This is a genomic window from Exiguobacterium sp. N4-1P (assembly GCF_002214325.1).
Map to the genome: position 1 here is coordinate 1,958,976 of NZ_CP022236.1, position 26,416 is coordinate 1,985,391.

20 protein-coding genes, 1 other RNA gene, 1 pseudogene and 2 other annotated features (1 of these 24 running past the window's edge) are annotated in these 26,416 nt (G+C 48.6%); of the genes and pseudogenes, 2 read left to right on the forward strand and 20 right to left on the reverse strand.

Annotation, left to right across the window (positions count from 1 at the left end; translation table 11 throughout):
- Window positions 1-185 (reverse strand) — a binding site (T-box leader); it reaches 37 nt to the left of the window's first position.
- A 42-nt stretch (window positions 186-227) separates the two neighbouring features.
- Window positions 228-2,453 (reverse strand): SF1B family DNA helicase RecD2, encoded by a 2,226-nt coding sequence (locus A0126_RS10220; RefSeq protein WP_088837510.1) that lies wholly within the window; start codon window positions 2,451-2,453, stop codon window positions 228-230.
- A gap of 122 nt (window positions 2,454-2,575) precedes the next feature.
- Between A0126_RS10220 and A0126_RS10225 the strand changes: the two genes are divergently transcribed.
- Window positions 2,576-3,124, forward strand: a complete 549-nt coding sequence (locus A0126_RS10225; RefSeq protein WP_088837511.1) for a VOC family protein — start codon at window positions 2,576-2,578, stop codon at window positions 3,122-3,124.
- Between the two features lie 216 nt (window positions 3,125-3,340).
- Here A0126_RS10225 and A0126_RS10230 read toward each other — a convergent pair whose 3' ends face one another.
- The 4 genes from A0126_RS10230 to cymR are packed head-to-tail and all read right to left on the reverse strand — an operon-like array spanning window position 3,341 to window position 6,699.
- Window positions 3,341-4,057 carry a tetratricopeptide repeat protein gene (locus A0126_RS10230; RefSeq protein ID WP_235195163.1) on the reverse strand — a complete coding sequence of 239 codons (717 nt, stop codon included), beginning with the start codon at window positions 4,055-4,057 and terminating at the stop codon, window positions 3,341-3,343.
- Window positions 4,011-5,135, reverse strand: a complete 1,125-nt coding sequence (mnmA, locus tag A0126_RS10235; protein WP_029331022.1) for a tRNA 2-thiouridine(34) synthase MnmA — start codon at window positions 5,133-5,135, stop codon at window positions 4,011-4,013. Before mnmA ends, A0126_RS10230 begins: the two co-directional genes overlap by 47 nt.
- Window positions 5,136-5,147: 12 nt before the next feature.
- Window positions 5,148-6,278 carry a cysteine desulfurase family protein gene (locus A0126_RS10240; RefSeq protein ID WP_088837512.1) on the reverse strand — a complete coding sequence of 377 codons (1,131 nt, stop codon included), beginning with the start codon at window positions 6,276-6,278 and terminating at the stop codon, window positions 5,148-5,150.
- A 13-nt stretch (window positions 6,279-6,291) separates the two neighbouring features.
- Window positions 6,292-6,699: a cysteine metabolism transcriptional regulator CymR gene (gene cymR, locus A0126_RS10245; protein ID WP_088838504.1), complete on the reverse strand. Its 408-nt coding sequence runs from the start codon at window positions 6,697-6,699 to the stop codon at window positions 6,292-6,294.
- Between the two features lie 67 nt (window positions 6,700-6,766).
- Here cymR and A0126_RS10250 point away from each other — a divergent pair, with 67 nt between their 5' ends.
- Complete coding sequence (locus tag A0126_RS10250) at window positions 6,767-8,080, forward strand: replication-associated recombination protein A (RefSeq protein ID WP_088837513.1); 1,314 nt, start codon at window positions 6,767-6,769, stop codon at window positions 8,078-8,080.
- Window positions 8,081-8,121: 41 nt separating this feature from the next.
- Here the strand turns inward: A0126_RS10250 and A0126_RS10255 are convergent, their stop codons facing one another.
- The 15 genes and pseudogenes from A0126_RS10255 to ruvB form a co-directional block, all read right to left on the reverse strand.
- A complete protein-coding gene (locus A0126_RS10255) occupies window positions 8,122-8,886 on the reverse strand; it encodes a tRNA threonylcarbamoyladenosine dehydratase (RefSeq protein ID WP_088837514.1) in 765 nt (254 codons plus the stop codon).
- A gap of 109 nt (window positions 8,887-8,995) precedes the next feature.
- Window positions 8,996-9,185: non-coding RNA, 6S RNA (gene ssrS, locus A0126_RS10260), on the reverse strand.
- A gap of 82 nt (window positions 9,186-9,267) precedes the next feature.
- The gene (locus A0126_RS10265; protein ID WP_088837515.1) at window positions 9,268-10,455 is read right to left on the reverse strand and encodes a DASH family cryptochrome; all 1,188 of its coding nucleotides are present in this window, start codon (window positions 10,453-10,455) and stop codon (window positions 9,268-9,270) included.
- Window positions 10,456-10,764: 309 nt separating this feature from the next.
- The gene (locus A0126_RS10270; RefSeq protein WP_088837516.1) at window positions 10,765-11,349 is read right to left on the reverse strand and encodes a DNA-3-methyladenine glycosylase; all 585 of its coding nucleotides are present in this window, start codon (window positions 11,347-11,349) and stop codon (window positions 10,765-10,767) included.
- Window positions 11,350-11,471: 122 nt separating this feature from the next.
- Window positions 11,472-13,235 carry an aspartate--tRNA ligase gene (gene aspS / locus A0126_RS10275; RefSeq protein WP_088837517.1) on the reverse strand — a complete coding sequence of 588 codons (1,764 nt, stop codon included), beginning with the start codon at window positions 13,233-13,235 and terminating at the stop codon, window positions 11,472-11,474.
- On the reverse strand, window positions 13,232-14,512 hold the full coding sequence (gene hisS, locus A0126_RS10280; RefSeq protein WP_088837518.1) for a histidine--tRNA ligase: 1,281 nt from the start codon (window positions 14,510-14,512) through the stop codon (window positions 13,232-13,234). The genes aspS and hisS overlap by 4 nt, the downstream gene beginning before the upstream one ends.
- A gap of 43 nt (window positions 14,513-14,555) precedes the next feature.
- Window positions 14,556-14,778, reverse strand: a binding site (T-box leader).
- Window positions 14,779-14,834: 56 nt separating this feature from the next.
- Window positions 14,835-15,272 (reverse strand): D-aminoacyl-tRNA deacylase, encoded by a 438-nt coding sequence (gene dtd / locus A0126_RS10285; protein ID WP_088837519.1) that lies wholly within the window; start codon window positions 15,270-15,272, stop codon window positions 14,835-14,837.
- Window positions 15,273-15,284: 12 nt separating this feature from the next.
- Window positions 15,285-17,483 carry a RelA/SpoT family protein gene (locus A0126_RS10290; protein WP_088837520.1) on the reverse strand — a complete coding sequence of 733 codons (2,199 nt, stop codon included), beginning with the start codon at window positions 17,481-17,483 and terminating at the stop codon, window positions 15,285-15,287.
- A gap of 140 nt (window positions 17,484-17,623) precedes the next feature.
- On the reverse strand, window positions 17,624-18,142 hold the full coding sequence (locus A0126_RS10295; protein ID WP_029331033.1) for an adenine phosphoribosyltransferase: 519 nt from the start codon (window positions 18,140-18,142) through the stop codon (window positions 17,624-17,626).
- Window positions 18,121-20,430 carry a single-stranded-DNA-specific exonuclease RecJ gene (recJ, locus tag A0126_RS10300; protein WP_088837521.1) on the reverse strand — a complete coding sequence of 770 codons (2,310 nt, stop codon included), beginning with the start codon at window positions 20,428-20,430 and terminating at the stop codon, window positions 18,121-18,123. The genes A0126_RS10295 and recJ overlap by 22 nt, the downstream gene beginning before the upstream one ends.
- 70 nt (window positions 20,431-20,500) lie before the next feature.
- Window positions 20,501-22,712: pseudogene (gene secD / locus A0126_RS19855) on the reverse strand (protein translocase subunit SecD).
- A gap of 153 nt (window positions 22,713-22,865) precedes the next feature.
- On the reverse strand, window positions 22,866-23,156 hold the full coding sequence (yajC, locus tag A0126_RS10310) for a preprotein translocase subunit YajC (protein ID WP_029331035.1): 291 nt from the start codon (window positions 23,154-23,156) through the stop codon (window positions 22,866-22,868).
- A gap of 70 nt (window positions 23,157-23,226) precedes the next feature.
- Window positions 23,227-24,372: a tRNA guanosine(34) transglycosylase Tgt gene (tgt, locus tag A0126_RS10315; protein ID WP_088837522.1), complete on the reverse strand. Its 1,146-nt coding sequence runs from the start codon at window positions 24,370-24,372 to the stop codon at window positions 23,227-23,229.
- Entirely contained in the window at window positions 24,369-25,412 is a 1,044-nt protein-coding gene (queA, locus tag A0126_RS10320; RefSeq protein ID WP_088837523.1) for a tRNA preQ1(34) S-adenosylmethionine ribosyltransferase-isomerase QueA, read from the reverse strand. Before queA ends, tgt begins: the two co-directional genes overlap by 4 nt.
- Before the next feature lie 3 nt (window positions 25,413-25,415).
- Window positions 25,416-26,411 carry a Holliday junction branch migration DNA helicase RuvB gene (gene ruvB, locus A0126_RS10325; protein ID WP_088837524.1) on the reverse strand — a complete coding sequence of 332 codons (996 nt, stop codon included), beginning with the start codon at window positions 26,409-26,411 and terminating at the stop codon, window positions 25,416-25,418.
- Window positions 26,412-26,416 lie beyond the last annotated feature (5 nt).

Here is a 26,416-nt window from a genome sequence, read left to right on the forward strand (position 1 = left end):
CGTTCGCAACATCCTCTGTTACGGATGTTACCTCGAAAAATCCAATAACGGGGATTAACCGCAAGTGTTTTCACTCGACTCAAGAAGGAGCTTCAAATGATTCATCATGGAGATGGTTGCAGCAAATCCATCTCTCTCTTCGTCATGATTGCATCACTCTACTTATCTTCTATCAACGTTTTGCGTCCATTCATCTAACGTGATTATTACCTATCCAACGTATTCCGTCAAGTCTTTGTCGCACCACCCAGACGTTCAATCAACCGCGTCCGTCGACGAGGTTCTTCTTCTTGTGATGCCTTGTGAAAGGCGCGTGGATCTCCGAACAACAACAAACTTGTTTTCGCACGGGTCACGGCCGTATAAATTAAGTTTCTCGAATGCTTAAAGGCGCCCGTAAAGAAGACCGGCATCAGAACGATCGGAAACTCCGACCCTTGGGCTTTATGGATCGTGATCGCATAGGCATGTGTGAATTGGTCCCAGTCACTGCGATTGTATTCGACTTCCGTCTGGTCGAACCGCGCGATAATTTTATCGACTTTATCGACGTTTTCTTTCGCAAAAAAGATGTTGACGATTTCGCCGATATCACCATTGTAGACATTTTCTTCCGCATTGTTGACGAGCTGAAGAATCTTATCTCCACTCCGGTACAGCCGATTCCCTTGCTTCACTTCCCGTTTTTTCGGTGCTTCCGGATTGTAGACATTTTGCAGCGCGAGATTGAGTTCATCAATCCCGACTTGTCCGCGATATGTCGGGGCGAGGACTTGGACGTCGAACTTCGAGTAGCCTTTTGCTAACGCTTTTTCAGCGAAGGCGGCAATCCCGCGTAATGATTCCTGCGGAGCAAGTGAATAAAAACGGCGGTCCGATAACGGTGCCAATAAATCAGCTGATGTGACCCGATTTTTCAAATCATGAGCCAATCGTAAAATCGACGAATCCTCCGCTTGACGGTGTACGACATTGAGTCGTACGACCGGAATCCCGTCCGTATCCATTAAATCAGCCAAAACTTGTCCCGGACCGACCGACGGCAGTTGATCCCGGTCACCAACGAACAAGATTTTCATCCCGTTCGGCACGGCGCGAAGGAGACTCGACAAGAGGTAGATATCAATCATCGATGATTCATCGATGATCAACACTTTTCCGGTGATTGGTTGATCTTCATTCAATTGAAAATTTGAGCCGTCGTATTTCAACAGCCGATGAATTGTCATCGCCGGAACATCGGTCGCTTCCGACAATCGTTTTGCAGCACGCCCGGTCGGTGCGACGAGAACGTACGGATACACATCACCTGATTTGACTTGACTTTTTTCGAGCGGCCAATCATGGATTTCTTGTAAGGCATGTAAGATTCCTTTGATGACCGTCGTTTTACCGGTTCCCGGTCCACCGGTCAAGACCATCAATGGTGCTTTGACGGCCAGTTCAATCGCTTCTCGTTGTTGCGTCGCATATTCCATTCCGAAACGTTCTTCGAGCTGACCGATTGCCGTTAAGATCGTCGCGACATCGACTTCTTGCTCTGCTCCATTCGCCATGACGCGTGCCAGCTCTTTTGCCGCCCTGACTTCCGCATAATAAATCGTCGGCAGATACAGACAGCCTTCTTCGAGTTTTACTTTATCTTCTGTCAACAACAACTCGATTGCCTGTTCGAGTCGTTCTCCTGGGTCTTCGCCTAGCAGGCGGGGTGCCCGCTGCAACAATGAATCAATTGTCGCAAAAGCATGTCCTTCCCCTGCCTCTTGCTCAAGTATGTGCATGACGGACGCTGCAACGCGTTCCGGGTGAAGACCAATCAAGCCGAGATGGGAGGCAATTTGATCGGCCGTCTTAAAACCGATCCCGCTCACTTCGTACATCAAGGAATACGGGTTTTCACGAATCCGCGCCATCGCATCCCCTTCGTACGCCGCATAAATTTTAGCTGCAAGTTTCGGCGTGACGTCGAACGGTGCCAAAAACAACATCAATTGATCAACGCCATAGAGCGTTGCCAGTCGACTGAAGATGACGTCAGCTTGTTTTTGTTTAAGTCCAGGCACACGATCGAGGGCACGGCTATCTTTTAAGATGACATCAATCGCATCCTCGCCAAGTGCCTCGACGATATTTTTCGCTGTTTTCGGACCAATGCCGGTAAACGATCCATTCGTCAAAAAGCGGACAGCGGCATGCTTCGTCATCGGGACAGAACGGCGAATTAATTCTGCCTTTAATTGTTTACCAAACCGTGGATGGTCCACTAAACGGCCAAACGCCTGATACGTACCGCCAAGTTCAATCCCGACTCCCGTTCCCGTCACGACGAGTTCAGTTTCTTTCAATTCAAAGTTTTTTTCCTTAACAGCCACCAATACGATGGAATGCGCTTCTTCTTCGGAGGAGAAGAGCACACGTTTAACACGACCGACGACTTGATGAGGGTGCTCCATCACTCCACCTACTTTCTAAAAGACTACGATTTACTACGCTCTCATCATCATAGCACTCGTTTAATCGATTTAAAATCAGGGAAAGTGAACTTGAACTAAAAATTGAATTGGAGGAGAAGCATGTGGGACGATTACCAATTGCTGGTTTATGTGAATTAGTACTTGAAGTAGAGGATATGGAACGCGCTGTCAACTTTTGGCATGGGACGCTCGGAATACCGATTGTCGAGCAATGGGCTCCAGATGACGCGGAACCAAGTAAAGAACAAGCGACGCAAGACGGCGTTTGGGCGACATGGCTCTATATTGGCGGAAACACGCGACTTGGACTCTGGCTCAAACGAGATTTCACACTCGAGGAACGAACTGTGAAAAATCTACCGGTCACGAAGTGGGATTCGCTTTATGATGAAGGAGGGACTCACGTCCACTGCGCCTTTTACATTGAAAAAAACCGATTCGAGGACGCTCTGAACGTCTTACGGGAAGCAGATATTGCCGTTAAGATTCGAGAATGGGATGAACAAGAAACTTCGAATGATAAAGAATACTCCGCTTATTTTAAAGATACTGAACAAAATGTGATTGAGCTCTATACAAAAAATATGGACGAGGCGTACGAAGACTTTTCTGGTCCGCCGCAACGCGTCGTACGTGAAGTCGGAAACTAACGCAATCTTCAAAACGATCAGAGACGGAATGCGCTTTAAAGCGGTCGCATGACACAGGCAAGTATTAAACCCTCTTGAACGATAAGAAATTGCACAAAAATGGCCGATGGTCCCTTGAAAAGTGGGATCATCGGCCATTTGATTGTTGAAGGACGGAAACATCCGTCACACGGCTTGATGCTGGTCTGACTTATGAGTCAGACCCATTCATTGACCTTATTTCAACAAAGAATCCATTTTCGCTTTCGCATCTTGCGCAAGCGTATGATTCGGTTGATATTCAAGAACCGTCTCGAGCTCCGTATAACACGCTTCTTGCTGACCAAGAAATGCAAGGGCAATCGCATAGTTATAGCGTGCGTCCGTGTGCGTTTCTTCTAACAACAGGACTTGCTCGAAAATTTCTGCCGCTTCTTCGATCTGTTCGTTTTGTGCGAGCGCAAGGCCGTATTGGAAAGCAATTTCGACGTCCACCCCGTTCAATTCCGTCGCTTGTTTCAAGCGAGGAATTCCCCGGACAGGATCGCCGAGCTTTTGATACGTCAGACCAAGCATGAAGTGTAGATCGGCGTCATCAAGTCCATGGAGTAAGGCGAGCCGCAAGGCATCTTCTGCCTCGACCAGTTGCTCTGCCGCAAAGAACAATGCCCCTTTTGCATAGTGGGCACTGGCGAACGTCGGGTCAATTGTCAGCGCCTTTTCATAAAAGCGTAATGCCCGGTCTGCATCATCCATCGATTGAAGCAACGTTCCCAAGTTGACATATGCCGTCGGATCATTCGGGTTTTCTTCAATCGCATCGTTGAAGGCTTGCGCAGCCAGTTCGTAATTTCCCGCTTCTAAATGTCTGAATCCTACTTCGTTATAATTCATCGTGTTCTCTCCCTTATGCAAGATACGTAAGACGTTCGCCCGCTTTGTACGCTTCGTCAATCGTTGCGCCACCTAAGCAGACATCACCATCATAAAATACGACGGCTTGTCCTGGTGTAATTGCCCGTTGGCGTTCGTCAAAGGCAACATCAAGACGTCCATTTTCAAGCAAGCGGACAGTCACGCCTGAGTCTTCTTGACGGTAGCGGAACTTCGCCGTACACCGGAATGTATCGCCGACTTTAAGTGGTGCCGTCCAGCTGATGTCCGACGCATATAATCCTTCCGAGTAGAGCAGTTCATTATGGAAGCCTTGATCAACGAACAAGACGTTATCCGCAAGATTTTTTCCAACAACGAACCAAGGCTCTCCGTCTCCGCCAATCCCTAACCCATGACGCTGTCCCATCGTGTAATACATCAAACCATCGTGACGTCCCATGACTTTTCCGTCGAGTGTCCGCATTTCGCCTGGTTGTGCCGGGAGATATTGGCTGAGGAATTGTTTAAAGTTCCGTTCCCCGATAAAACAGATACCGGTCGAATCTTTTTTCTTCGCCGTCGCCAAGTTCGCTTCTTCCGCGATTTTCCGGACTTCTGACTTTTCCATGTGACCGATCGGGAACATCGCTTTCGCAATTTGGTCTTGTGACAGTTGGTTCAAGAAGTACGTTTGGTCTTTATTCGTATCGACCCCACGGAGTAACTTGTGTTCCCCGTCTTCATAGACCGCACGCGCGTAATGACCTGTCGCGACAAAATCCGCCCCGAGACGCATGGCGTGATCAAGAAACGCTTTGAACTTGATTTCCTTGTTACACATGACATCCGGATTCGGTGTCCGACCCAGTTTATATTCATTCAAGAAATACGTGAAGACTTTGTCCCAGTATTCTTTTTCGAAGTTGACTGCATAGTACGGAATGCCGATTTGATTGGCGACCGCGATCACATCTTCATAGTCTTCCGTCGCTGTACAAAAACCGTCTTCATCCGTATCATCCCAGTTTTTCATGAAGATTCCGATGACGTTGTACCCTTGTTCTTTCAGCAAGTGTGCTGTGACGGACGAGTCGACGCCGCCAGACATTCCGACGACGACTGTCGTCTCACTTGGCGCTTTTGCTCTTGTATTCATTGCTTTCACCTCTTATTTGTTCTGAAACGATTTTACGACATCTATCAATCCTTGTGCGAGTAGTTCGACTTGCCCGGCATCATTTCCACGGCCGAAACTAATTCGGACCGATTGCCGCGTCCGGTCATTTTCACCGTACATCGCGGACAACACGTGAGATGGTTCAATGGAACCTGCCGTACAGGCACTCCCGCTCGAGACGGCAATTCCGCGCATATCGAGCATGATTAAAAACGGTTCAATCTCGACACGCGGGAAATAGAGATTGACGATATGCGGCAGTCCTGGATGCCCATTTTGTTCATAGGAAATCGAACTAGCCTCGAGACGATTGAGTAACAGGCGACGCAAGTCTTCCGACTGGGCTTTCAGTATGTCACGTTCTGCTACGATCAATTGAACGGCTTTTGCGAAACCGACGATTCCAGCGACGTTTTCTGTTCCCGCGCGACGCTTCCGTTCTTGTTCGCCACCATACGACTGCACTTCTAACTGGACGCCTGTTCGGACGTAGAGCATCCCGACACCTTTTGGTCCATTGATTTTATGACTTGATGCCGATAATAGGTCAATATGACATGCTTCGACGTCGAGACTCAGCTTGCCAAAGACTTGGACCGCATCTGTATGAAAGAGAATGTTTTGTTTGTTTAATAACTGGCCCATTTCCTTGATTGGTTGCAGTGTCCCGACTTCATTGTTTCCGAACATGACCGAAACAAGAATCGTATCCGGGCGAAGCGCTGCCGCGAGTGCATCGACCGTGACGATGCCCGACTCCGGCACTTCTAAATACGTCACGTCAAACCCACGTTTTTCGAGTTCTTCGAACGCACGCAGGACGGCATGGTGTTCGAAGCGTGTCGTGATGACATGCTGTCCCTTGTCTTGATGTTTCATCGCGGCACCCAAAATCGCATAGTTATCCGACTCCGTTCCCCCCGCCGTGAAGATGATTTCATTCGGTTTGGCATTCAGTTCACTCGCGATTGTCCGACGTGCCGCGTCAATCGCCGCCCGGCCGGAACGACCGAACGCGTGGACGCTCGACGGATTCCCGAATTGCTCGAGCATATATGGAGTCATTGTTTGGAGTACATCAGGGTGCATCGGCGTTGTCGCCGCATGATCAAAATACATCATTTCGTCTCACCTTTCATATATAGAACATATATCCAGTATCATCGTCTTCCGCTAAATCCTTTAATGTCGTCGAATCCAGTACTTGATCGACTGCACTTTGGATTTTATCCCATAACTTTCGTTTCGTCACTTCATCAGAATTGTCCCCTTCGACAACGACGAGTGGTCCTTCAAGCAAACGAATGATATCGCCGGCCGTGATTTCTTCCGCTTTACGCCCTAACTTATAACCGCCGTAAGCGCCACGGACACTTTTGACCAGCCCGCCATTTCGGAGCGGGGCAATCAATTGTTCCAAATAATGCTCCGACAGATTATACATTTGCGCAATTTTCTTTAAGGATAACGGCTTTTGTTCGCCTCCTTTAGCGAGTGCGATCATGATTGTCAGACCATACCGGCCTTTCGTCGAGATTTTCATCATGCGAAATAACATCCTTTCTAGTATAGTAGGAGCTGAATCCACGTGGAAAGAAGGAACGCTACCTATGGCTAATTTATTTGAATCAAAATATCCTGCTGGACCGCTCGCCAACCGGATGCGTCCTCAGTCACTGGACGAAATCGTTGGCCAACGGCATTTAATTGGAGAGACGACCCTCTTACGTCGCGCTATCCTTGCCGATCGGCTCGGGACGGTCATTTTTTATGGTCCACCGGGAACAGGGAAAACGACACTCGCACGCGTCATCTCGAGTTACACGAAGTCGGCTTTTGAACAGTTGAATGCCGTCACCGCAAAACTCGATCAATTACGCGACGTCTTAAAGGCGGCGGAGTCTCGTTTACAGTTTGATGATCAAAAAACAATTCTCTTTTTAGATGAAATCCATCGTTTTAATAAAATGCAGCAAGACGCGTTGCTCCCCGCTCTTGAAGCAGGTACGATCACTTTAATCGGGGCGACGACGGAAAATCCAAGCTTCGAGGTCAACGCCGCTTTACTCTCTCGGGCGACCGTCTTTCGGTTCGAACCACCGACGGCAGACGATTTACGTGTCGTGCTTAACCGAACGTTAGCTGATAAAGACCGCGGTCTCGGAAAATATCCGATTTCGATTACAGAAGAAGCGATTGATCATTACGTTAAACTATCCGACGGCGACTATCGCGCCTTGCTAAATGCACTCGAGCTCGCCGTCTTGACGACTCCGGAAGTCGACGGTGAAATCACGATTGACCTCGCCGTCGCGGAAGAATCGATTCAGCAAAAAGCATTGAAATACGATAAAGACGGCGACCGCCATTATGATGTCATCTCGGCTTTCATTAAATCAATCCGTGGATCCGATCCCGACGCAGCATTATATTGGCTCGCCGTCATGATTGAAGCGGGCGAAAGTCCTCGCTTCATCGTCAGACGATTGTACGTCCATGCCGCAGAAGACATCGGGCTATCGGATCCACAAGCCCTGTTGATTGTCGACGCTTGTGCTCGCGCGTGTGAATACGTTGGTTTTCCGGAAGCACGGATTCCGCTCGCTGAAACCGTATTGTATTTGGCGACGGCACCTAAATCAAATACCGTCATCACAGCAATCGACAAGGCGCTCGCTCTCGTACGACGTTCGGACGGTGGACCGGTCCCACCGCATCTTCGTGACGCCCATCATCCCGGTGCAGAAGCACTCGGAAGTGGTGTCGCTTATCAATACCCGCACCAGTTTCCTCATGCTTACGTGAAACAAAGCTATTGGCCGGAAAACTTAGCGCGGACGAAACCGGTCTTTTACGAGCCGAGTCCACGTGGTTTTGAGAAACAACTCCAAGCCCGACTCGAGTTTTGGAAAAAACAGCCGTAACCATTCAAGATGCGAAAAAGCGACCGAAGTGGTCGCTTTTTTTAACGGACGCGTTCAATCGTAACGCCTGCTTCGCGAACGATCTCATTGATGACGTGACTTGCTGCAATCAAACCACCGACTGATGGAACGAATGCGTTCGAACTTGGGGGCATCTTCGCTTTTCGAATAACCGCTTCGTCATTTCCGACGACTTGACGCACTTCTTCGATGATTTTGACAGGTGGTTCATCCGAGAAGACGACAGGAACCCCTTTATGGATCCCTTCCTTGCGTAAACGTGTCCGAATGACTTTCGCTAACGGATCATATGTCGTGTCTTTGATGTCAACGATCTTAATCCGTGTCGGATCCATTTTATTTGCCATCCCCATACTCGAGATGATTGGAATGTTTCGTCGTTTACACTCTTTAATTAAATGAATCTTGAACGAGACAGTATCTGATGCATCGATGACATAGTCCGGTTGTTGTTCAAAAAAGGATTCGTACGTTTCTTCATTGTAAAACATCTTCAGACGGACGATCTCAATGTCGGGATTAATCAACATCAAACGATCTGCCATCGCATCGACTTTCGGCTGTCCGACGGTCGGGAGCAAGGCATGGATTTGCCGGTTGACGTTCGTGATATCGATGTCATCTTTATCGACGAGAATCAATCGTCCGACACCACTCCGTGCCAGTGCTTCTGCTGAAAACGATCCGACGCCGCCAATTCCTAAGATAGCGACAGACTTTGATGCCAATGCTTCAAGTCCCGTCTTACCGATTGCTAATTCATTACGTGAAAATTGATGCAACATTTCTCTAACCTCACAATTCTCATACTGTTTTACTCGGAATTATATCATAAAAAAAAACGTCATGCGACGTGTCTTTTTTAAAACGTTTTTTAATTTTAATAAAAAGACGATGGGACCCGAAGTGCCGTGTCGATACCTTATTTTTGAACCTGCTGTGCAGGTGGGTGTCTTATCCGATTCCTATTCGTACGTCCTCCTGCTGTGTTACGAGGCATGTACTACTAGTTGGAACGTCAAACTCCCTATCAAAAAAGAGTGGCTCAAAGATAAAAGGCGGCTCTCGTACATCTCAGGAACCCCATCTGTTGCATTTAATATAGCATTCCCCTAACCGAATTGCAACTCAATCTGCTTCTAAAAAAATGATATTTTTTTAACGGCTCAGCGTGATGTCCAACGCTTCGTGAAGGCGCCTGTCGGATCATACATTTGCTGCTGAAAAGTAGGATTGAAGCGTGGAATTCGAGTCGCGTTTCCGACACCTGCGATATAAGCCCAGTTACCGTAATTTGAAGCGACGTCATAATCGATCAGTTGGCTTTCAAAGTATGACGCCCCGACGCGCCAGTCCTGTCCAAGCTCATGAATCAAATAACTCGCAGTAATTTGCCGCCCACGATTCGACATCCATCCTGTTTCTCGAAATTCATGCATAAAGGCATCTACGAACGGTTGCCCGGTTCGTCCTTCGATCCACATCGAAATGATTGACTCGTCCGTCGGCCAGACTTTACTCCCTTCTCCTAATCCGTGTGCAAGAAATAATCGGTTCTTTGTCTCACGCATCGTGAAATGAAAAAAGTCGCGCCAAAGTAACTCGAAATACAACCAGTATGTCGATTCATTAGCACCATGCCGTCTTTCCGCGTTTTGAAGTTCTGCCATGACCCGGCGTGGGGATAAGGAACCGTTCGCTAACCAGGCCGATAATTTGGAGGAATCATCCCGACCGAAACCATTCCGTGTTTCCTTATACGTAAAAACGGGTCCTTCCAGATACGCTTTTAATCTTGCTTTCCCCGTCATCTCGCCTCCTTCAAAGGGAAACGCAGCATCTGAGTCATAAGCGGGTAACGTAATAGCAGCCGTAGGGTATTCAAGCGCGATTGGTTGTTCAAAATGACCCGACCGCTCGACTTTCTTTCGAAAGGCCGAAAAGACATGCGCCAATTTATCGCTACCGATTTGTTCACGGCGATACAACGTCTGTGTTTCATAGATGCGTGCCGTGAATTGTGCAAGCACTGCCTGCTCATCAATTAACTCGTAATACCCTGTCATTCGATGAAAATAAACGACGTCTCCCGGCTTCATAAACCGTCCCAACTGTTCGCTGACGTCCCCGGTTAAAATCGTTAACTCGATTCCGAGTCGTCCTAACTCTTCCTGAAGCGTCTGTAATGTTTCACGCTCAAATTTCAGTTGAGCATGTCCCCGTTCAAATCGTCTCGTATTTAACGGTTGTTGAACAAAGACAGCTTTGACCGTTGAATGTGCCTGCCGTGCCTGTGTTAAGGCTTCGTGATCATCGACACGTAAATCAGCACGGTACCATACGATTCCACTCATCATCTCGTCTCCTCTCACACTCGTCTAGTTTCATCATCTCAAGGATTTCGTGATTCGCCTACTCTGCAATATGCCGAAAAGGTTTCAGCTTTTTGTTTTCGTGGAATATAATTAATACAAAACGGTGTAAGGAGTGACAGGCAGATGGCTAAAAAAGGAAAATTAAGAACGTTAATCACGCTCGCGACGACAGTTGGACCAATCGTCTATAAGTTTTATAAACAACAACAATCTAAAAAAACGACGAATACCCCTAAATAAAACGTCAAGACGCGACGGACTTCATCGTCCCTCGCGTCTTTTTTGTTGTCATTTTTTACTGACACCAAGACTTCCCTCTTCATAAAACCGCCACGGATAGTGTGTCGCTTCACCGGCATTCGGAATCCCGACTCGTGTCGTCTCGATGATTTGTCCGGCTTGACCCGCAACGAGCCGGAAACGTTCTTGATACAAATCTTCTCCCGACTCAGCAGTCGTTAACCCGAAGGCCTGACAAAGCTTCGCCGGTCCGTTGACTAAGTTTTTGAGTTGGGCTTTTGTCAGTTCGTGATACGATCTATTAAATCGACGGTAGGCGATGATCTCATGACCTGAGATGATTTCCGCCCCACGCAGTAAAACGGCATACCCTTGTCCGACGTCTCCACAGACGAAATTTAAGCAATGATGCATGCCATAGGTGAAGTAGACATAGAGATGCCCCGCTTCACCGAACATCGGTGCCGTCCGTTTCGTCGGGCGGCCACTGTAAGAATGTGCAGCTTGATCGTACGGTCCGAGATACGCTTCGACCTCGACGATTCGCATCGTGACGTCATCAACCGTCAGCACACTTCCAATCAAGTCTTTGCCGACCTCAAGCGGCGATCGTTCAAAAAAACTCCGTTCCATTGCTGTCCCCTCCTATTCTTCCAATCACTCTTACGGAAATCAGAATCTTGAATTAGTCAAAACCAATTCAACTAAAAGAAACAGACTCCCTTCCAAAAGAGGAAGAAAGTCTGTTGTGATGATTATTGTTTGACAGCCGTCCGGATTGACAACTCATTTAATTGTGCGTCCGAGACCGGGCTCGGTGCTGCAGTCAATAAGTCGCTCGCCGACGCCGTTTTCGGGAAAGCGATCGTATCGCGTAAGTTTGTCCGTCCCGCGAGTAACATGATCAAGCGGTCAAGTCCGAGTGCAATTCCAGCATGCGGTGGTGTGCCGTATTCAAATGCTTCCATCAAGAAACCGAACTGTTCGTTCGCCTCTTCTTCCGTGAAACCAAGTAATTTGAACATCCGCTCTTGGATATCGCGCTCATAAATCCGTTGCGATCCGCCACCTAACTCATATCCGTTCAAGACAAGGTCATAGGCGACGGCAAGGACGCTGCCCGGGTCCGTTTCGAGTTTATCAAGATCTTCGCGGCGTGGCATCGTGAATGGATGGTGGTTCGCATAGAAACGACCGTCTTCTTCTTCGAATGTCACGAGCGGGAAGTCCGTCACCCACAGGAAGTTAAAGACCGTTTCGTCAATCAAACCAAGTTCTTTCGCCAGTTTTTGACGCAGTGCGCCGAGGCTGTCGGCAACGATTGACGCTTTTGCTGCGACGAAGACGAGTAAGTCGCCTGTTTCTGCTTCCGTCGCAGCGATAAGACGGGCAGCCGCTACTTCATCAAAGAATTTGGCAATTGGTCCGTTTAAGCCGTCCGGAGTCACTTTGACCCAGGCGAGACCTTTCGCGCCGTAAATGGCCGTGAACTCTTGTAATTTATCGATGTCTTTCCGCGAGAAGTTGTCTGCCGCCCCTTTGACGTTCAATGCTTTGACTTCGCCACCGGCTTCAAGTGCCATGTCGAAGACTTTAAAGCCCGCCCCTTTGACGGCTTCCGCAACATCGATCAGTTCGAGACCGAAGCGTGTATCCGGCTTGTCCGAACCGAACCGGCTCATCGCTTCTGCGTATGGCATCCGTGGGAATGGTGTCACGATGTCTTTTCCGAGTGTCTCTTTCATGACACGTGTCATCATCGACTCCATCATCGCATACAAGTCTTCCACGTCCATGAAGCTCGTTTCGATATCGACTTGTGTGAACTCCGGCTGACGGTCTGCCCGTAAGTCTTCGTCACGGAAACAACGTGCGATTTGGAAGTAGCGCTCAAAACCAGATACCATCAGTAACTGTTTAAACAACTGTGGTGATTGTGGCAAAGCATAGAATTCACCTGGGTGGACACGGCTTGGTACGAGATAGTCACGCGCGCCTTCCGGTGTCGACTTCGTCAAAATCGGTGTTTCGACTTCGAGGAAGTCCTGTTCGTCGAGGAAGTTCCGCATGATGTTCGACGCTTTCGAACGGAGGCGGAATGTCTCTTGGAGCGACGGACGACGTAAATCAAGGTAGCGATACTTCAAACGAAGATCTTCTGACGTTTGCTCTGCTTCTTCACTGATTGGAAATGGCGTCATTTTTGAAGCGTTCAAAATGACGACTTCGTCCGCAACGACTTCAACGAGCCCCGTCGGCATGTTCGGGTTCGGATTTTCACGTTGGACGACTTTCCCTTTAATATCAAGCACGTACTCGGAACGAATCGATTCTGCTAAGCGGTGTGCCTGTTCGTTTTCCGGTTGGAAGACGACTTGGACGATTCCTGTCCGGTCGCGAAGATCGAGGAAAATCAAGCCCCCGAGGTCACGTCGTTTTTGAACCCATCCTTTTAGCTGGACGGATTGTCCGATGACATCTTCCGTCACGTGTCCATTCATATGTGTGCGTCCGATCATTGTGTTGCCTCCTTTAATTTTGCGACGATCGTATCTGCGACCGCCGACAAGGGAACATCTGTCTGTTCGCCTGTCTCCATATTTTTTAACGCTGCGGCACCACGTTCAACTTCTTCATCACCGAGGATGACCGTATACCGCGCCTTCATCCGGTCTGCTGCCTTGAATTGCCCCTTAAATTTACGACCAAGATAATCACGATCTGCCGTGAGTCCTTCGAGACGCATCAATTGGAGAAGACGTGTCGCCGTTTTTTCGACTTCTTCGTTGCCTTGGGCGACGATGAAGACATCGATTGCCTCGTCGATTTCCGGCAGGACTTGTTCATTCTCAAGTGCCATCAAGAGACGCTCGATTCCGATTCCGAACCCAATCCCCGGTGTCGCAGGTCCACCGATTTGTTCGACGAGACCGTTATACCGTCCACCGCCGCAAAGCGTCGTAATCGCACCGAAACCTTCTGCCTCGGACATGATTTCAAACGACGTGTGATTGTAATAGTCAAGACCACGGACGAGTGTTGGATCGATGACATATTCAATCCCTAACGCATCGAGGTGTGACAAGACTTGATCGAAGTAATCTTTCGATGACGTGTTCAAGAAATCGAGAATCGATGGTGCCGTCGCCATACTCGGGTGGTTCCGGTCGACTTTACAGTCAAGGACACGCAACGGGTTCGCTTCTAAACGGTTTTGACAATCTTGACACAGCTCGTGTGCGACCGGCTTGAAGTGATTGACGAGTGCTTCGCGGTGTGCGGCACGACTTTCGCTATCACCAAGCGAGTTGATGACGAGTTTTAATTGTTTCAGACCGAATGACCGATAGATGCTCATTGCGAGACTGATGACTTCTGCATCGATTGCCGGTTCTTCACTGCCGAGTGCTTCGACGCCGTACTGGTGGAGCTGACGGAAACGTCCTGCTTGCGGACGTTCATAACGGAACATCGGTCCGATGTAGAACAATTTCGTCGGCTGGTTCGGTGCTCCGTACAGTTTGTTCGTCACGAATGAACGTACGACCGCTGCCGTCCCTTCCGGACGAAGCGTAAATTGATCTTTTCCGCGTTTTTCGAGCATGAACATTTCTTTTTGAACGATGTCGGTCGTTTCTCCGACACCCCGTTTGAAGAGTTCTGTTTCTTCAAAGATCGGTGTCCGAATTTCTTTATAGTTGTATCGTTTACTGATCTCACGTAATTGATTTTCGATATACTGCCAGCGCTCAACCGTCCCTGGAAGGATATCGAACGTACCGCGTGGTAATTTCATCTTAATTCCTCCTTATAAGTGAATACAAAAAAGTCCTCGTCCGCAAAGGGACGAGAACTTGAAGATCCCGTGGTACCACCCTGGTTGCTGAAAAAATTCAGCCACTCGGTGCAGTTAACGCCTGCTTACGATTTTCCCTACTGCAGTGTTCAGGAAAATACCTCGGAAGGGTCTTTCACCCAATTCATCTGATCACCCTTTCAGCCAAGGGGCGACTCTCTAAGCAGACGAGGTCTTGGACTACTCCTCTTCGTCATCGGTTCTATAATCGTTCTATTACCATTTATATTGCATCGTTCCCGAAGTCCTGTCAAGACTTTGGTCACTTTTCTAAAATTAACGTGACCGGTCCGTCATTGATGAGGGCAATATCCATCATCGCACCGAACTGTCCCGTTTCGACCGTTACACCGTTCGAGCGAAGCCGTGTATTGAAAGCTTCATAAAGTTCATTTGCAAGATCCGGCTTCGCGGCTTCGGTAAATGCCGGACGCCGCCCTTTTTTGACGTCTCCGTATAACGTGAACTGGGAGACGGATAAAATCTTCCCGTCGACATCATCGAGTGAACGATTCATCCGTTCTTCCTCATCCTCGAACACGCGTAGCCCGGCAATTTTATCTGCTAACCAATTGACTTGATCGAGCGTGTCCTCATGCGTGACACCGACGAGCAATAAAAATCCCCGATCGATTTGACCGATGATTGATTCGTCGACCGTCACGCTCGCTTCTTTGACGCGTTGTAAAACGACTCTCATCCTATCCGCTCCTTACGTCATCATGACGCGATGGACTGCATACACGTCTGAGATTTGTTTAATCCGGTCAACGACCTTTTGTAAGTGATTGACGTTATTGATCGCGATCGTCATCGAAATCTTCGCTTGTTTGCTGTCATCGCCTTTACCGCTGACGGCAACGATGTTCGTGTTTGTTGCTGAAACAGACTGCAATACTTCATTGAGTAGACCCGCACGGTCGTACCCCGAGATTTCGATTTCGACGTTATAACTCTTGACCGTTTTTCCTTCATGCTCCCACTCGACTTCGAGCAAGCGTTCCGGATTTTGTTCATTCAAAACATTCAGGCAATCCGAACGGTGAATCGACACCCCGCGTCCACGCGTAATATAACCGACGATGTCGTCCCCGGGAACCGGGCTACAACAGCGACTCATCCGGACGAGCATATTGTCGATGCCTTTGACACGCACACCTTCTGGATTTTGTTTTTTCGGACGGTCAAATGTTTTCATCTCACTGATGGCGTCATTCAACTCAAGATTTTTAGATTCTTTATCTTTGCGTAACTTTTCCGTCAATTTGTGAGCGACTTGGGCAGCCGTCAAGCCATGGTAACCGACTGCGGCGTACATGTCTTCTTCTTGACCGAAGTTGAACTTCCGCGTGACGTCTTCGAGTGTTTTATCCGTGATGACTTCCTTCGGTTCAAAACCAAGTTTTTTAACTTCTGCTTCAATCAATTCGCGCCCTTTAAGGACATTTTCTTCGCGCTGTTGCCGTTTGAACCATTGACGGATTTTATTTTTCGCTTGACTCGAGACACAGATTTTTAACCAGTCCTTACTTGGACCGTAACTATGCTTCGACGTAACGATTTCAATGATATCGCCCGTTTTCAATTTATAATCGATTGGAACCATCCGTCCGTTGACCTTCGCACCAATCGTCCGGTGTCCGATCTCCGTATGAATACGGTAAGCATAATCGATCGGGACAGAGCCCTTCGGTAGCTCGATGACGTCGCCCTTTGGTGTAAAGACGTACAACATATCGCTAAAGAAATCGACTTTGACGGATTCCATGAACTCTTCCGCGTCCGCTGTATCTTTTTGTAACTCCAGGATCTCACGGAAATGAGCAATCTTGTCTTCGAAGCCCGATTTCGCCTCTTGCTCTTTTCCTTCCTTGTACGCCCAGTGTGCGGCGATTCCGTACTCGGCGATGAAGTGCATGTCCCGTGTCCGAATTTGAACTTCGAGCGGCTCCCCTTTCGGTCCGATGACGGTCGTATGCAGCGACTGGTACATGTTCGGTTTCGGCATCGCGATGTAATCTTTGAATCGACCCGGCATCGGTTTGTATTGCGTATGAATGATACCAAGGACCGCGTAACAATCTTTGATTGAATCCACGATGATTCGGACTGCCATTAAATCATAAATTTCACTGAACTCTTTTTTCGAGTTTTGCATTTTATTATAGATCGAGTAAATGTGTTTTGGACGACCGTCGACCTCAGCAGCAATCTGTACTTCATCCAACACTTCATTGACCTCTCCGATGACGGAATTAACGAGCGCTTCACGTTCCGTTCGTTTTTGTTTCATCATCGAGACGATCCGGTAATATTGCTGTGGATTGATGTATCGGAGGCTGATGTCTTCAAGCTCCCATTTAATCGTCGAAATCCCGAGACGGTGTGCAAGCGGCGCGAAAATTTCGAGTGTTTCTTCCGCTTTTTGAACTTGCTTTTCTTTGACCATGTGTTGCAAGGTCCGCATGTTATGCAGACGGTCAGCAAGCTTAATCAAGATGACACGAATGTCTTCTGCCATCGCAATGAACATCTTCCGGTGATTCTCTGCTAACTCTTCACGTTTGGATTTATATTTAATTTTCCCGAGTTTCGTCACACCATCAACGAGCATCGCGACGTCCGGTCCAAAGCGTTCCGTCAACTCTTCAAGCGTAATGTCTGTATCTTCTACGACGTCATGAAGAAGCGCTGCGACAATCGTCGTGGCATCGAGTCCGATGTCGACAAGAATCCCGGCAACTTGTACCGGGTGAATGATATAAGGTTCACCCGATCGACGAAATTGTCCATCATGCTCGTCTTTTGCGAATTGGTAGGCACGTTCAATATCGTTCACTTCTGCCACAGTCATGTATTCCGCACATCGAGCGAGAAGGTCTTCTACGTTTACGATTTGTTTATTTGTCATCCCTTTTCCTCACCCAGTCCCCGGGATTGCTTCCGCCTAAATCCCTAATATATATCTCCTATTATCGTGAAATCTTTATAAGATGTCAAAATAAAAAGAAATACCCCCCCGACAAGTTCGTCGGGAGAGTATTCCTGTCATTAGTCTTCGTAGCGAATCAATGACAAAATATCGTAACCTGCTAATTTTTCACGTCCACCAAGTCCATCCAATTCAATCAAGAACCCGATTCCGGCAACCGTACCACCAAGTTGTTCAATCATTTTGATCGTTGCTTCAATCGTCCCGCCTGTCGCAAGCAAATCATCCAGGATGACAACACGTTGCCCTGGTTTGATTGCATCATGGTGCATCGTCAAGACATCTTTGCCGTACTCAAGACCATACTCGACACGGACTGTCTCACGAGGGAGCTTGCCTTCTTTACGAACGGGAACAAAACCGATTTCCATCGCGTATGCCGCAGGGCAACCGACGACGAATCCACGTGCTTCCGGTCCTGCGATAACGTCTGCCCCTTGCTTGCGTGCGTAATCGACGAGTGCATCGACCGATTGTTTGTAAGCCGGACCGTTTTCCATCAATGATGTGATGTCTTTAAAGCTGATTCCTTCTTTCGGCCAGTTCTCGACCTCTTTTATATGCTGTTTGAACTCCATGTCATTTCCTCCTGCTTCGCCGCTTCCACTAAAGTATCAAAACGCTCTTTCAACTGAGCGAGTGACGAATAAATGTATTGTTGCTCGAGACGTTGACGTTCTTCATGACGCTTGTACGTCGCGGCCTCCGTCAAATCTCGTTTTTCAGCGTCAGGGTTCACACCCGGTAGCCCGTCCTCCATTGTAACAAGAAAATCGAGTTCCGAAAACACTGAATGCATAAAGTTAATCGAACGTTTCGACCATTTTCTTGTTTTCGACAAACGAACGAGTCCGATTCGCAACTCTTCGCGTGGACATTTTGCGAAGTAATTAAAGTAATGCTTGAAGTCTTCACGCGACGGAATCGCCTCGAAGTAGTACCCTTCATCCTTAAACGCACAATAAATCCGCTCCGCCTGTTTCAAGTACGGTAAGAATGCTTCTTCCGTCTCCGGTAAGTCGAGGAACACAACATTTTCATGAATCGCTCCATTCAGCGGACGCTCGGCATATTTTTGTTTTGTCTCGTCCGAAAATGCAACGAGCGTCGTCTGTTCTTGGGGCAACTCAAAAATGTCCGTTAATGGTTTTTTCCCACCGCGGTAATCAAATAATTGATAATCGGCGACAGCCAAATCTTGAATCATCAATTGCGGCTTCCGAAAACCATTCCACTCATTGATGTTCAGACTCCCCATCAAGGAGACTTCAGCGAGTAGTGAAATTTCGTCTACCGCGTCACCGAAACCGAAACCAATCCCGTCTAACTCTGACGTTCCATCCGATAAGAGCGCCTTCAAATGGGTCAAATCACGGCCGATCCGTTTCATGTCCCGAATTTTAGCGTCTTCGATGACGATCCGTGGTGCCGGATTCCCCATACCGAACGGAGCTAAGCGACCAATTTCCTCAATCAATCCGATTGAAACGTCAGAGACGCATAGCCGCAAGTCGATCTCAATCGTCGCGATGAAGGCTTCATCCGGTAGTTTGGCAGCCTGTGCATTCAAGCGTTCACGTAACGTGACGACGTCATCCGACGAGAGTGTCATGCCGGCAGCTGCCGGGTGTCCACCGAAATGCGGTAAGATGTCTTCACATAGCGTCAACTCGGCAAATAAATCGAAGGCTGCAATCGAGCGACCAGACCCTTTCGCCGTCCCCTTCTCCGCATCATGACAAAGCATGATGACCGGACGGTGATATTTCTCGACGAGTCGTGAGGCGACGATGCCGACGACACCCGGGTTCCAGTTGTCCGCGTCAACAACAAGCACACGGTCTTCTAGATATTTTTCTTCGACAAGTGCTGTCGCTTCTTCCGCGATTTGTTTGACGATGTCTTGCCGTTGTTTATTTTGTTGGTCGAGCTGGTTCGCAAGTACGACGGCTTCCTCGAGTGTCTCAGCAAGTAACATCTCAAGTGCCGGCATCGCGGAATCGAGTCGACCGGCCGCATTGATCCGGGGACCGAATGCGAACCCGACCGATTCTTCCGTCAGTTCGTCTTCCGTCAAACTACAGACTTGGCGTAGTGCCAAGATGCCGGGACGCTCACTTCCATTCAACGCTTCAATTCCTTTTGTCGCAAGCAACCGGTTCTCATCGACGAGCGGTACTAAGTCGGCAATCGTTCCGAGCACGGCGAGGTCAAGCAACTCCGTCGGGACACGTTCGAGCAGTGCGTGTGCGACTTTAAAGGCAACACCTGCCCCAGCGAGTTTTGAGAACGGATAGTTGCGATCGACACCCGGGTGAATCATCGCATAGGCGTCCGGGAGAACTTCTTTCGCCTCATGGTGATCGGTGATGATGAGGTCGACACCTAACTCTTTTAAGACGGCTGCTTCCTTGATACCTGAAATCCCGCAGTCGACCGTGATGATTAATCCGAATCCTTCTTCGACCGCCCAGCGGAAGGCCGCTTCATTCGGTCCGTAGCCTTCCGTGAACCGGTTCGGGATATAACATTCTGCCATTGCCCCGATTTCAGTTAACGCATGCCACAAAATCGCAGCCGAACTGACACCATCGACATCATAATCCCCATAAATTAAAATCATTTCACCTTGATCGGCAGCTTCTTTAATCCGTGCGACGACTTTTTCCATATCCTGAAACAGGAATGGATCGTGGAACGGCATTTGTCCTGCTTCTAAAAAGGCCGTTGCCTGAGCCGGCGTCTCGAGACCACGCTGGACTAGCAGACGGGCTACGTTCGGTGAGACGGACGCTTGCGCGACCAGCTCGTCTATTTTTAGCGGATCGACTGCTTTGTCGAGCCATGTTTTTTTTGAATGATACATCCAATCCCTCCAATCAACTTCCCCATTATAAGACAAAACCCGCGTCAGGGATACCCAACGCGGATTGTCTTCATGAAGCTTGTTTTGGTTGTTTTAATGTGCGTTTTTTCATGACGAGCCAAAGTTGCGCAGCGATGAAGATCGATGAATACATCCCCATGAACAAACCGACAAGCAAGGCAAGACTGAAACCACGAATCGCTTCACTTCCGAAAATATAGAGGGCGGCAGCCGTCATGATGACGGTCACGACCGTATTGATTGAACGGATGATCGTTTGCTGAATCGATTCGTTGACGACGTCGCATAATTCATCAAACGAAACGGTTCTGCCGCCTTTTTCAGCACGCCCTAAATTTTCACGCACCCTGTCGAACGTCACGATCGTATCATTGACCGAGTACCCGATAATCGTCAGGACGGCGGCGATGAAGTACAGGTTGACTTCGATTTGGAAGAGTGAGAAGAACGCGATGATCATCAAGGCATCATGGAGCAAAGCAAGCACTGTCGCGATTCCATACGTCGGTTGGAAACGGAACGAGACATAGATGACAATTCCGATTGAAGCGAGCAAGACAGCGTACATCGCATTTCGGGCGATCTCACGACCCACTTGTGGGGAGACCGTTGAAATACTTGGTGCTTTATCATATTTCGCTTCAATCGTTTTGTTCATTTCCGCGACTTGTTCTTGACTGAACTCACCGACGAACGTGACGTTCGCGAGCGTACCGCCTTGCGCGAACTGAATCCCGTCGATTTCTTTTGCGTCGATTCCCGCTTCTTCAATGACGGACCGGACTTCACTTTCCTCGATTTGATTTTCCGAAGAAATTTCGACCCGTGTCCCTTCCGTGAAGTCAATCCCGAGATTCAAGCCTCGGAATGAAAGCAACAGAACCGACAGGAGAACTAAAGCGATTGTGATCGTGAAGTAGACTTTGCGATGTTTTACATAATCGAATTTCGTAGGATTAAAGTTCACGAATTTCACTCTCCTTTACGCCAAACCATGATTTTTTCTTATCAAACCAACGGCTACTGACAAGAAGTTGCATCAAGTAACGAGAGATGAAGACGTTCGTGATGAACGTGACGGCAATCGAAACCATCAACATGATCGCAAACCCTTTGACGGTACTCGTTCCGAAGTAATAGAGGACACCTGCTGAAATCAGCGTCGTTAAGTTCGCATCTAAAATCGTTCCGAATGAACGGCGATTCCCGGCTTTGAATGCCGACAAAACAGATTTCCCACTACGTAGCTCATCTTTAATCCGCTCTGCAGTGATGATGTTCGCATCGACCGCCATCCCGACTCCAAGGACGAGTGCCGCGATACCCGGTAAGGTCAAGACGGCATTGATTCCGTTGAAGAAGATCATGACGAGGTAAATATAGAACAACAACGTGATGATTGAGACGAAACCAGATACACGGTAGAACAGCAACATGAATAAGAAGACTGCCGCAACACCGATCATTGATGCAAATAATGTTTGATCAAGCGCATCTTTCCCGAATGCCGCCGACACTGATGTCGAGTAGATTTCATCAAGCTTAACCGGTAATGCCCCAGCATTTAAAATGGATGACAATTGTTTTCCGTACTCGGCGTCGATATCGCCACCCGAGATGATTGCTTTATCCGAGTTGATTGGCTGATTGACTGACGCATCAGATACAATTTTCGAATTTTCTTTTTGAATCTCTTTTTCGTACGTGTCACCTTTCGCATAATCAAGCCAAATAACGAGACGATTATCCGGCGCTTGTTTTTGCGAAATCTGTTGTGTCACTTCATAGAACTTCTCTTTTGATTTCAATGTTAATTCGACGAGTGGTTCGTTCGTATTCGGATCATATCCGACTTTCGCACCCTTCGCCTTTAAATCCGATCCGTCAAGCAACAGCTTATCGTCGATATCACGGAATGATAACTCGGCTGTCGAAGATAGAATCTGACGTGCTTCGCTTTGGTTTTTGACACCCGCGAGTTGTACACGAATCCGGTCTTTCCCTTCGATTCGGATGTCCGGCTCCGATACACCGAGAACGTTGACACGGTTTTCGATTGCCGTCAACGTCGCGCTCATCGCTGTATCATCGATGACATCCCCCTCTTTTAAGGGTTGAACTTCATACAACACTTCGAACCCGCCCTTTAAATCAAGACCGAGTTTCGTGTCTTTCAAGAGCCATGTCGACGTCGTGCCGATCAAGATGAGTAATGCGGCGACGATAATGAAGAACGTGGCTAGTTTTCCTTTCTTAACCATGCTACATTGTCCTTTCTCTAAACCCCAGTATATTTTCAGACAACTTTCGTATCCTATCCTAGCTTACATAAGAATTGGTAATCATAGCAATCGTTTTTCTCATATAAAGACAGAAAAGACGCTCCGAAATTCGGAAAGCGTCTTTTTCTTGCCTTATTCGACGGTTTCGTCGTCCATGACAGTCGTTGATTTTTTTGTAACTTCCGCGACTGCACTACGATTGAACGTCAATTGGGAATTCCCTGATTTTAATGTAACTGTCGTTTCATCAACCTTTTGTACGACTCCGTGGAGTCCACCGATTGTAACGACCGTGTCGCCGCGTGATAATTGCGTTTGCATTTCACGGACTTGCTTCTGGCGTTTGTTCTGTGGACGAATCAACAAGAAATAGAACACCACGAAGATCAAAATCATCGGGAGGAATGTGATTAGTTGTTGCATCTGACTCAGCTCCTTTTCATTCAAATCACGTTCATTATACCTTGAAACGATTGATTTGTCAGATGATAACTCAGAAATTCTTTGCGTTTGGTAAATTATAACCGTATTCTTCGAAGAACTCATCCTTGAAATCAAGTAAACGGTCCTCTCGAATCGCTTGGCGAACGCCCTCCATCAATTTGACGAGGAAGTGAAGGTTATGTGTCGAACAGAGATGTAAACCGAACGTTTCCTGGGCACGAATCAAGTGGTGGATGTAGGCACGTGAGTAATTTTTACATGCATAGCAATCACACTTTTCGTCGAGCGGACGGAAATCGCGTGCATATTTCGCATTACGGACGACAAGCCGGCCGCTTGATGTCATCAACGTTCCGTTACGCGCAATCCGCGTCGGTAAGACACAGTCGAACATATCGATACCGCGAATCGCCCCTTCAATCAAGGCATCCGGTGATCCGACACCCATCAAGTAACGTGGTTTATCTTCCGGCATGAGTGGCGTCGTGAATTCGAGCGCCCGGTACATGACATCTTTCGGTTCTCCGACAGACAAACCACCGACGGCATAGCCTGGGAAGTCGAGTGATGCAAGGTCACGTGCGCTTTGACGACGTAAGTCTTCGTACTCGCCCCCTTGGATGATCCCGAACAAGGCTTGATCTTGCGGCCGTTCATGCGCCGTCAAGCAACGTTCTGCCCAGCGACTTGTCCGTTCGACCGATGCTTTCATGTATTCGTGTGACGCCGGGAACGGCGGACATTCGTCAAACGCCATCATGATGTCTGAACCGAGTGCGTTTTGAATCTCCATCGCTTTTTCCGGTGAGAGGAACAGCTTGTCCCCGTTCAAGTGATTCCGGAAGTGGACGCCTTCTTCCGTGATGTTCCGGAGGTCAGCGAGTGAGAAGACCTGGAAACCACCAGAATCCGTTAAAATCGCGCCATCCCAGTTCATGAACTTGTGTAGACCGCCTGCTTCTTTGATGACGTCGTGCCCCGGACGAACCCAGAGATGATAGGTGTTCGAGAGAATGATGTTTGCGTTCATGTCCTTGATTTGTTCCGGTGCCATCGTCTTGACCGTCGCTTGCGTTCCGACTGGCATGAAGACAGGTGTTTCGAAGCTACCGTGCGGCGTGTGGACGATTCCTAACCGCGCACCTGATTGTTTACATGTCTTAATGTGTTCGTATGTTACTGCGTGTTTTGTCATCGGTTTAATTCCTCTCTTGTTAAGAACATCGCGTCACCGAAACTAAAGAATCGGTATCCGTTTGCGACGGCTTCTTCGTATGCGTGTAAAATGTGTTCGCGGGTCGACAGTGCGGAGACAAGCATGATTAACGTCGACTTCGGCAAATGGAAATTCGTAATCAAACCATCGATCGCCTTCACTTCCTGCCCCGGGTAAATAAAGATGTCCGTCCAGCCCGTCGCTTCGACGAAGTCACCATGATCACGGATAACTGTCTCAAGTGTCCGCGTCGACGTCGTTCCGACCGCGATGATCCGTCCGCCGCGCGCTCGTGTCTCACGTAAAATTGCTGCTGAACTTTCCGGCAGTTCATAATATTCACTATGCATCTTATGACTGTCGACGTCATCGACCGAAACCGGACGGAACGTACCGAGACCGACATGTAACGTGAGCGGTGCTAGTGTAACGCCTTTATCCGTCAATGCTTTCAGCAATTCCGGTGTGAAGTGGAGTCCAGCAGTCGGTGCCGCAGCACTCCCGCGTTCGCGCGCATACACCGTCTGGTAACGATCTTGATCGTCGAGTTGCTCGTGAATATAAGGTGGAAGCGGCATCGTCCCGAGCTCGTCGAGGACTTCATAAAAGATACCGTCATACGAGAACTTCAAAATTCGTCCGCCATCGTCGAGCGCTTCGACGCATTCAGCTTTAAGTAAGCCGTCACCAAACGTAATCACCGTTCCCGGCTTCACACGTTTCGCTGGTTTTGCGAGCGTCTCCCAGACATCATCACTCGTCTGCTTCAATAACAACAGCTCGATTTTTCCACCGGTTTCTTCTTTGACACCAAACAAACGGGCTGGTAAGACTTTTGTATCATTGATGACGAGCGTGTCGCCCGCATTGAAATGCGAGACGATATCATGGAACCGTTCGTGACGTAACGCTCCCGTCTCACGATCAATCACCATCAGCTTCGAGCTCGTCCGGTCGAGTAAGGGAACTTGGGCAATCTGTTCTTCCGGCAAATGAAAATCAAATAAGTTTACATCCATGGGTCAATTTCCTTCTTTCAATCCTAAATGTTGCCGCGCGAACGGTGTCAAGACACGACCGCGTGGGGTTCGTTGTAAAAATCCTTGTTGTAACAGGTACGGTTCGTAGACGTCTTCAATCGTCTGTGCGTCCTCCCCGATCGTTGCGGCAATCGTTTCGAGTCCGACGGGTCCGCCAGCAAACCGTTCAGCGAGTGAACGGAGTAACCGGTGATCGACATCATCCAGTCCGAGCGCATCGACATGGAGCCGGTCGAGTGCACTCGTCGCGAGTGTCGCATCGATTTCTGTTTGATGGGCGACCTGGGCAAAATCACGCACCCGGCGTAATAAGCGATTGGCGACCCGTGGCGTTCCACGCGAGCGGAGCGCGATGGCTTCCGCCGCCATCCGGTCTGCTTCAAATCCGAATAGACGTGACGTCCGGGTAACAATCGCTGAGAGCTCCGGCATCGTGTAATACTCAAGTTTCAGTGTCACACCGAAGCGGTCACGGAGCGGGGCAGACAACATCCCGGCCCGCGTAGTCGCACCGACGAGCGTAAACGGTGGCAAGTCAATCCGGACACTGCGGGCCAGTTCGCCTTGTCCGATCACGATATCAAGGCAATAATCTTCCATCGCCGGATACAGAATTTCTTCGATTGAACGACTGAGCCGATGAATTTCATCGATGAATAAGACATCTCCCGGTTCGAGTGACGAGAGGATTGCTGCTAAGTCACCCGGTCGCTCGATTGCCGGTCCTGCTGTCGTCTTGACACCGACGCCCATCTCATTGGCGATGATCGTCGCAAGTGTCGTCTTTCCGAGACCAGGAGGGCCATAAAGCAGAACGTGATCGAGCGTCTCTTGACGAATCTTCGCCGCTTCGATGAAGACACTTAAGTTTCCTTTTGCCTTCTCTTGACCGATGTACTGATCAAGTGTTTGCGGACGTAGACTCCACTCTTCTTGATCTTCTGCATGGGCTGATTCTGATAAAATCCGCTCTTCCATTTTGT

What these genes read in the sequence shown, in the direction of transcription:
- A0126_RS10220 (WP_088837510.1), bottom strand. Translation starts at nt 2,453, where the DNA reads ATGGAGCACCCTCATCAAGTCGTCGGTCGTGTTAAACGTGTGCTCTTC.
- mnmA (WP_029331022.1), bottom strand. Translation starts at nt 5,135, where the DNA reads ATGAATACAAGAGCAAAAGCGCCAAGTGAGACGACAGTCGTCGTCGGA.
- A0126_RS10240 (WP_088837512.1), bottom strand. Translation starts at nt 6,278, where the DNA reads ATGATGTATTTTGATCATGCGGCGACAACGCCGATGCACCCTGATGTA.
- cymR (WP_088838504.1), bottom strand. Translation starts at nt 6,699, where the DNA reads ATGAAAATCTCGACGAAAGGCCGGTATGGTCTGACAATCATGATCGCA.
- A0126_RS10250 (WP_088837513.1), top strand. Translation starts at nt 6,767, where the DNA reads ATGGCTAATTTATTTGAATCAAAATATCCTGCTGGACCGCTCGCCAAC.
- A0126_RS10255 (WP_088837514.1), bottom strand. Translation starts at nt 8,886, where the DNA reads ATGTTGCATCAATTTTCACGTAATGAATTAGCAATCGGTAAGACGGGA.
- A0126_RS10265 (WP_088837515.1), bottom strand. Translation starts at nt 10,455, where the DNA reads ATGAGTGGAATCGTATGGTACCGTGCTGATTTACGTGTCGATGATCAC.
- A0126_RS10270 (WP_088837516.1), bottom strand. Translation starts at nt 11,349, where the DNA reads ATGGAACGGAGTTTTTTTGAACGATCGCCGCTTGAGGTCGGCAAAGAC.
- aspS (WP_088837517.1), bottom strand. Translation starts at nt 13,235, where the DNA reads ATGATCGGACGCACACATATGAATGGACACGTGACGGAAGATGTCATC.
- hisS (WP_088837518.1), bottom strand. Translation starts at nt 14,512, where the DNA reads ATGAAATTACCACGCGGTACGTTCGATATCCTTCCAGGGACGGTTGAG.
- dtd (WP_088837519.1), bottom strand. Translation starts at nt 15,272, where the DNA reads ATGAGAGTCGTTTTACAACGCGTCAAAGAAGCGAGCGTGACGGTCGAC.
- A0126_RS10290 (WP_088837520.1), bottom strand. Translation starts at nt 17,483, where the DNA reads ATGACAAATAAACAAATCGTAAACGTAGAAGACCTTCTCGCTCGATGT.
- A0126_RS10295 (WP_029331033.1), bottom strand. Translation starts at nt 18,142, where the DNA reads ATGGAGTTCAAACAGCATATAAAAGAGGTCGAGAACTGGCCGAAAGAA.
- recJ (WP_088837521.1), bottom strand. Translation starts at nt 20,430, where the DNA reads ATGTATCATTCAAAAAAAACATGGCTCGACAAAGCAGTCGATCCGCTA.
- yajC (WP_029331035.1), bottom strand. Translation starts at nt 23,156, where the DNA reads ATGCAACAACTAATCACATTCCTCCCGATGATTTTGATCTTCGTGGTG.
- tgt (WP_088837522.1), bottom strand. Translation starts at nt 24,372, where the DNA reads ATGACAAAACACGCAGTAACATACGAACACATTAAGACATGTAAACAA.
- queA (WP_088837523.1), bottom strand. Translation starts at nt 25,412, where the DNA reads ATGGATGTAAACTTATTTGATTTTCATTTGCCGGAAGAACAGATTGCC.
- ruvB (WP_088837524.1), bottom strand. Translation starts at nt 26,411, where the DNA reads ATGGAAGAGCGGATTTTATCAGAATCAGCCCATGCAGAAGATCAAGAA.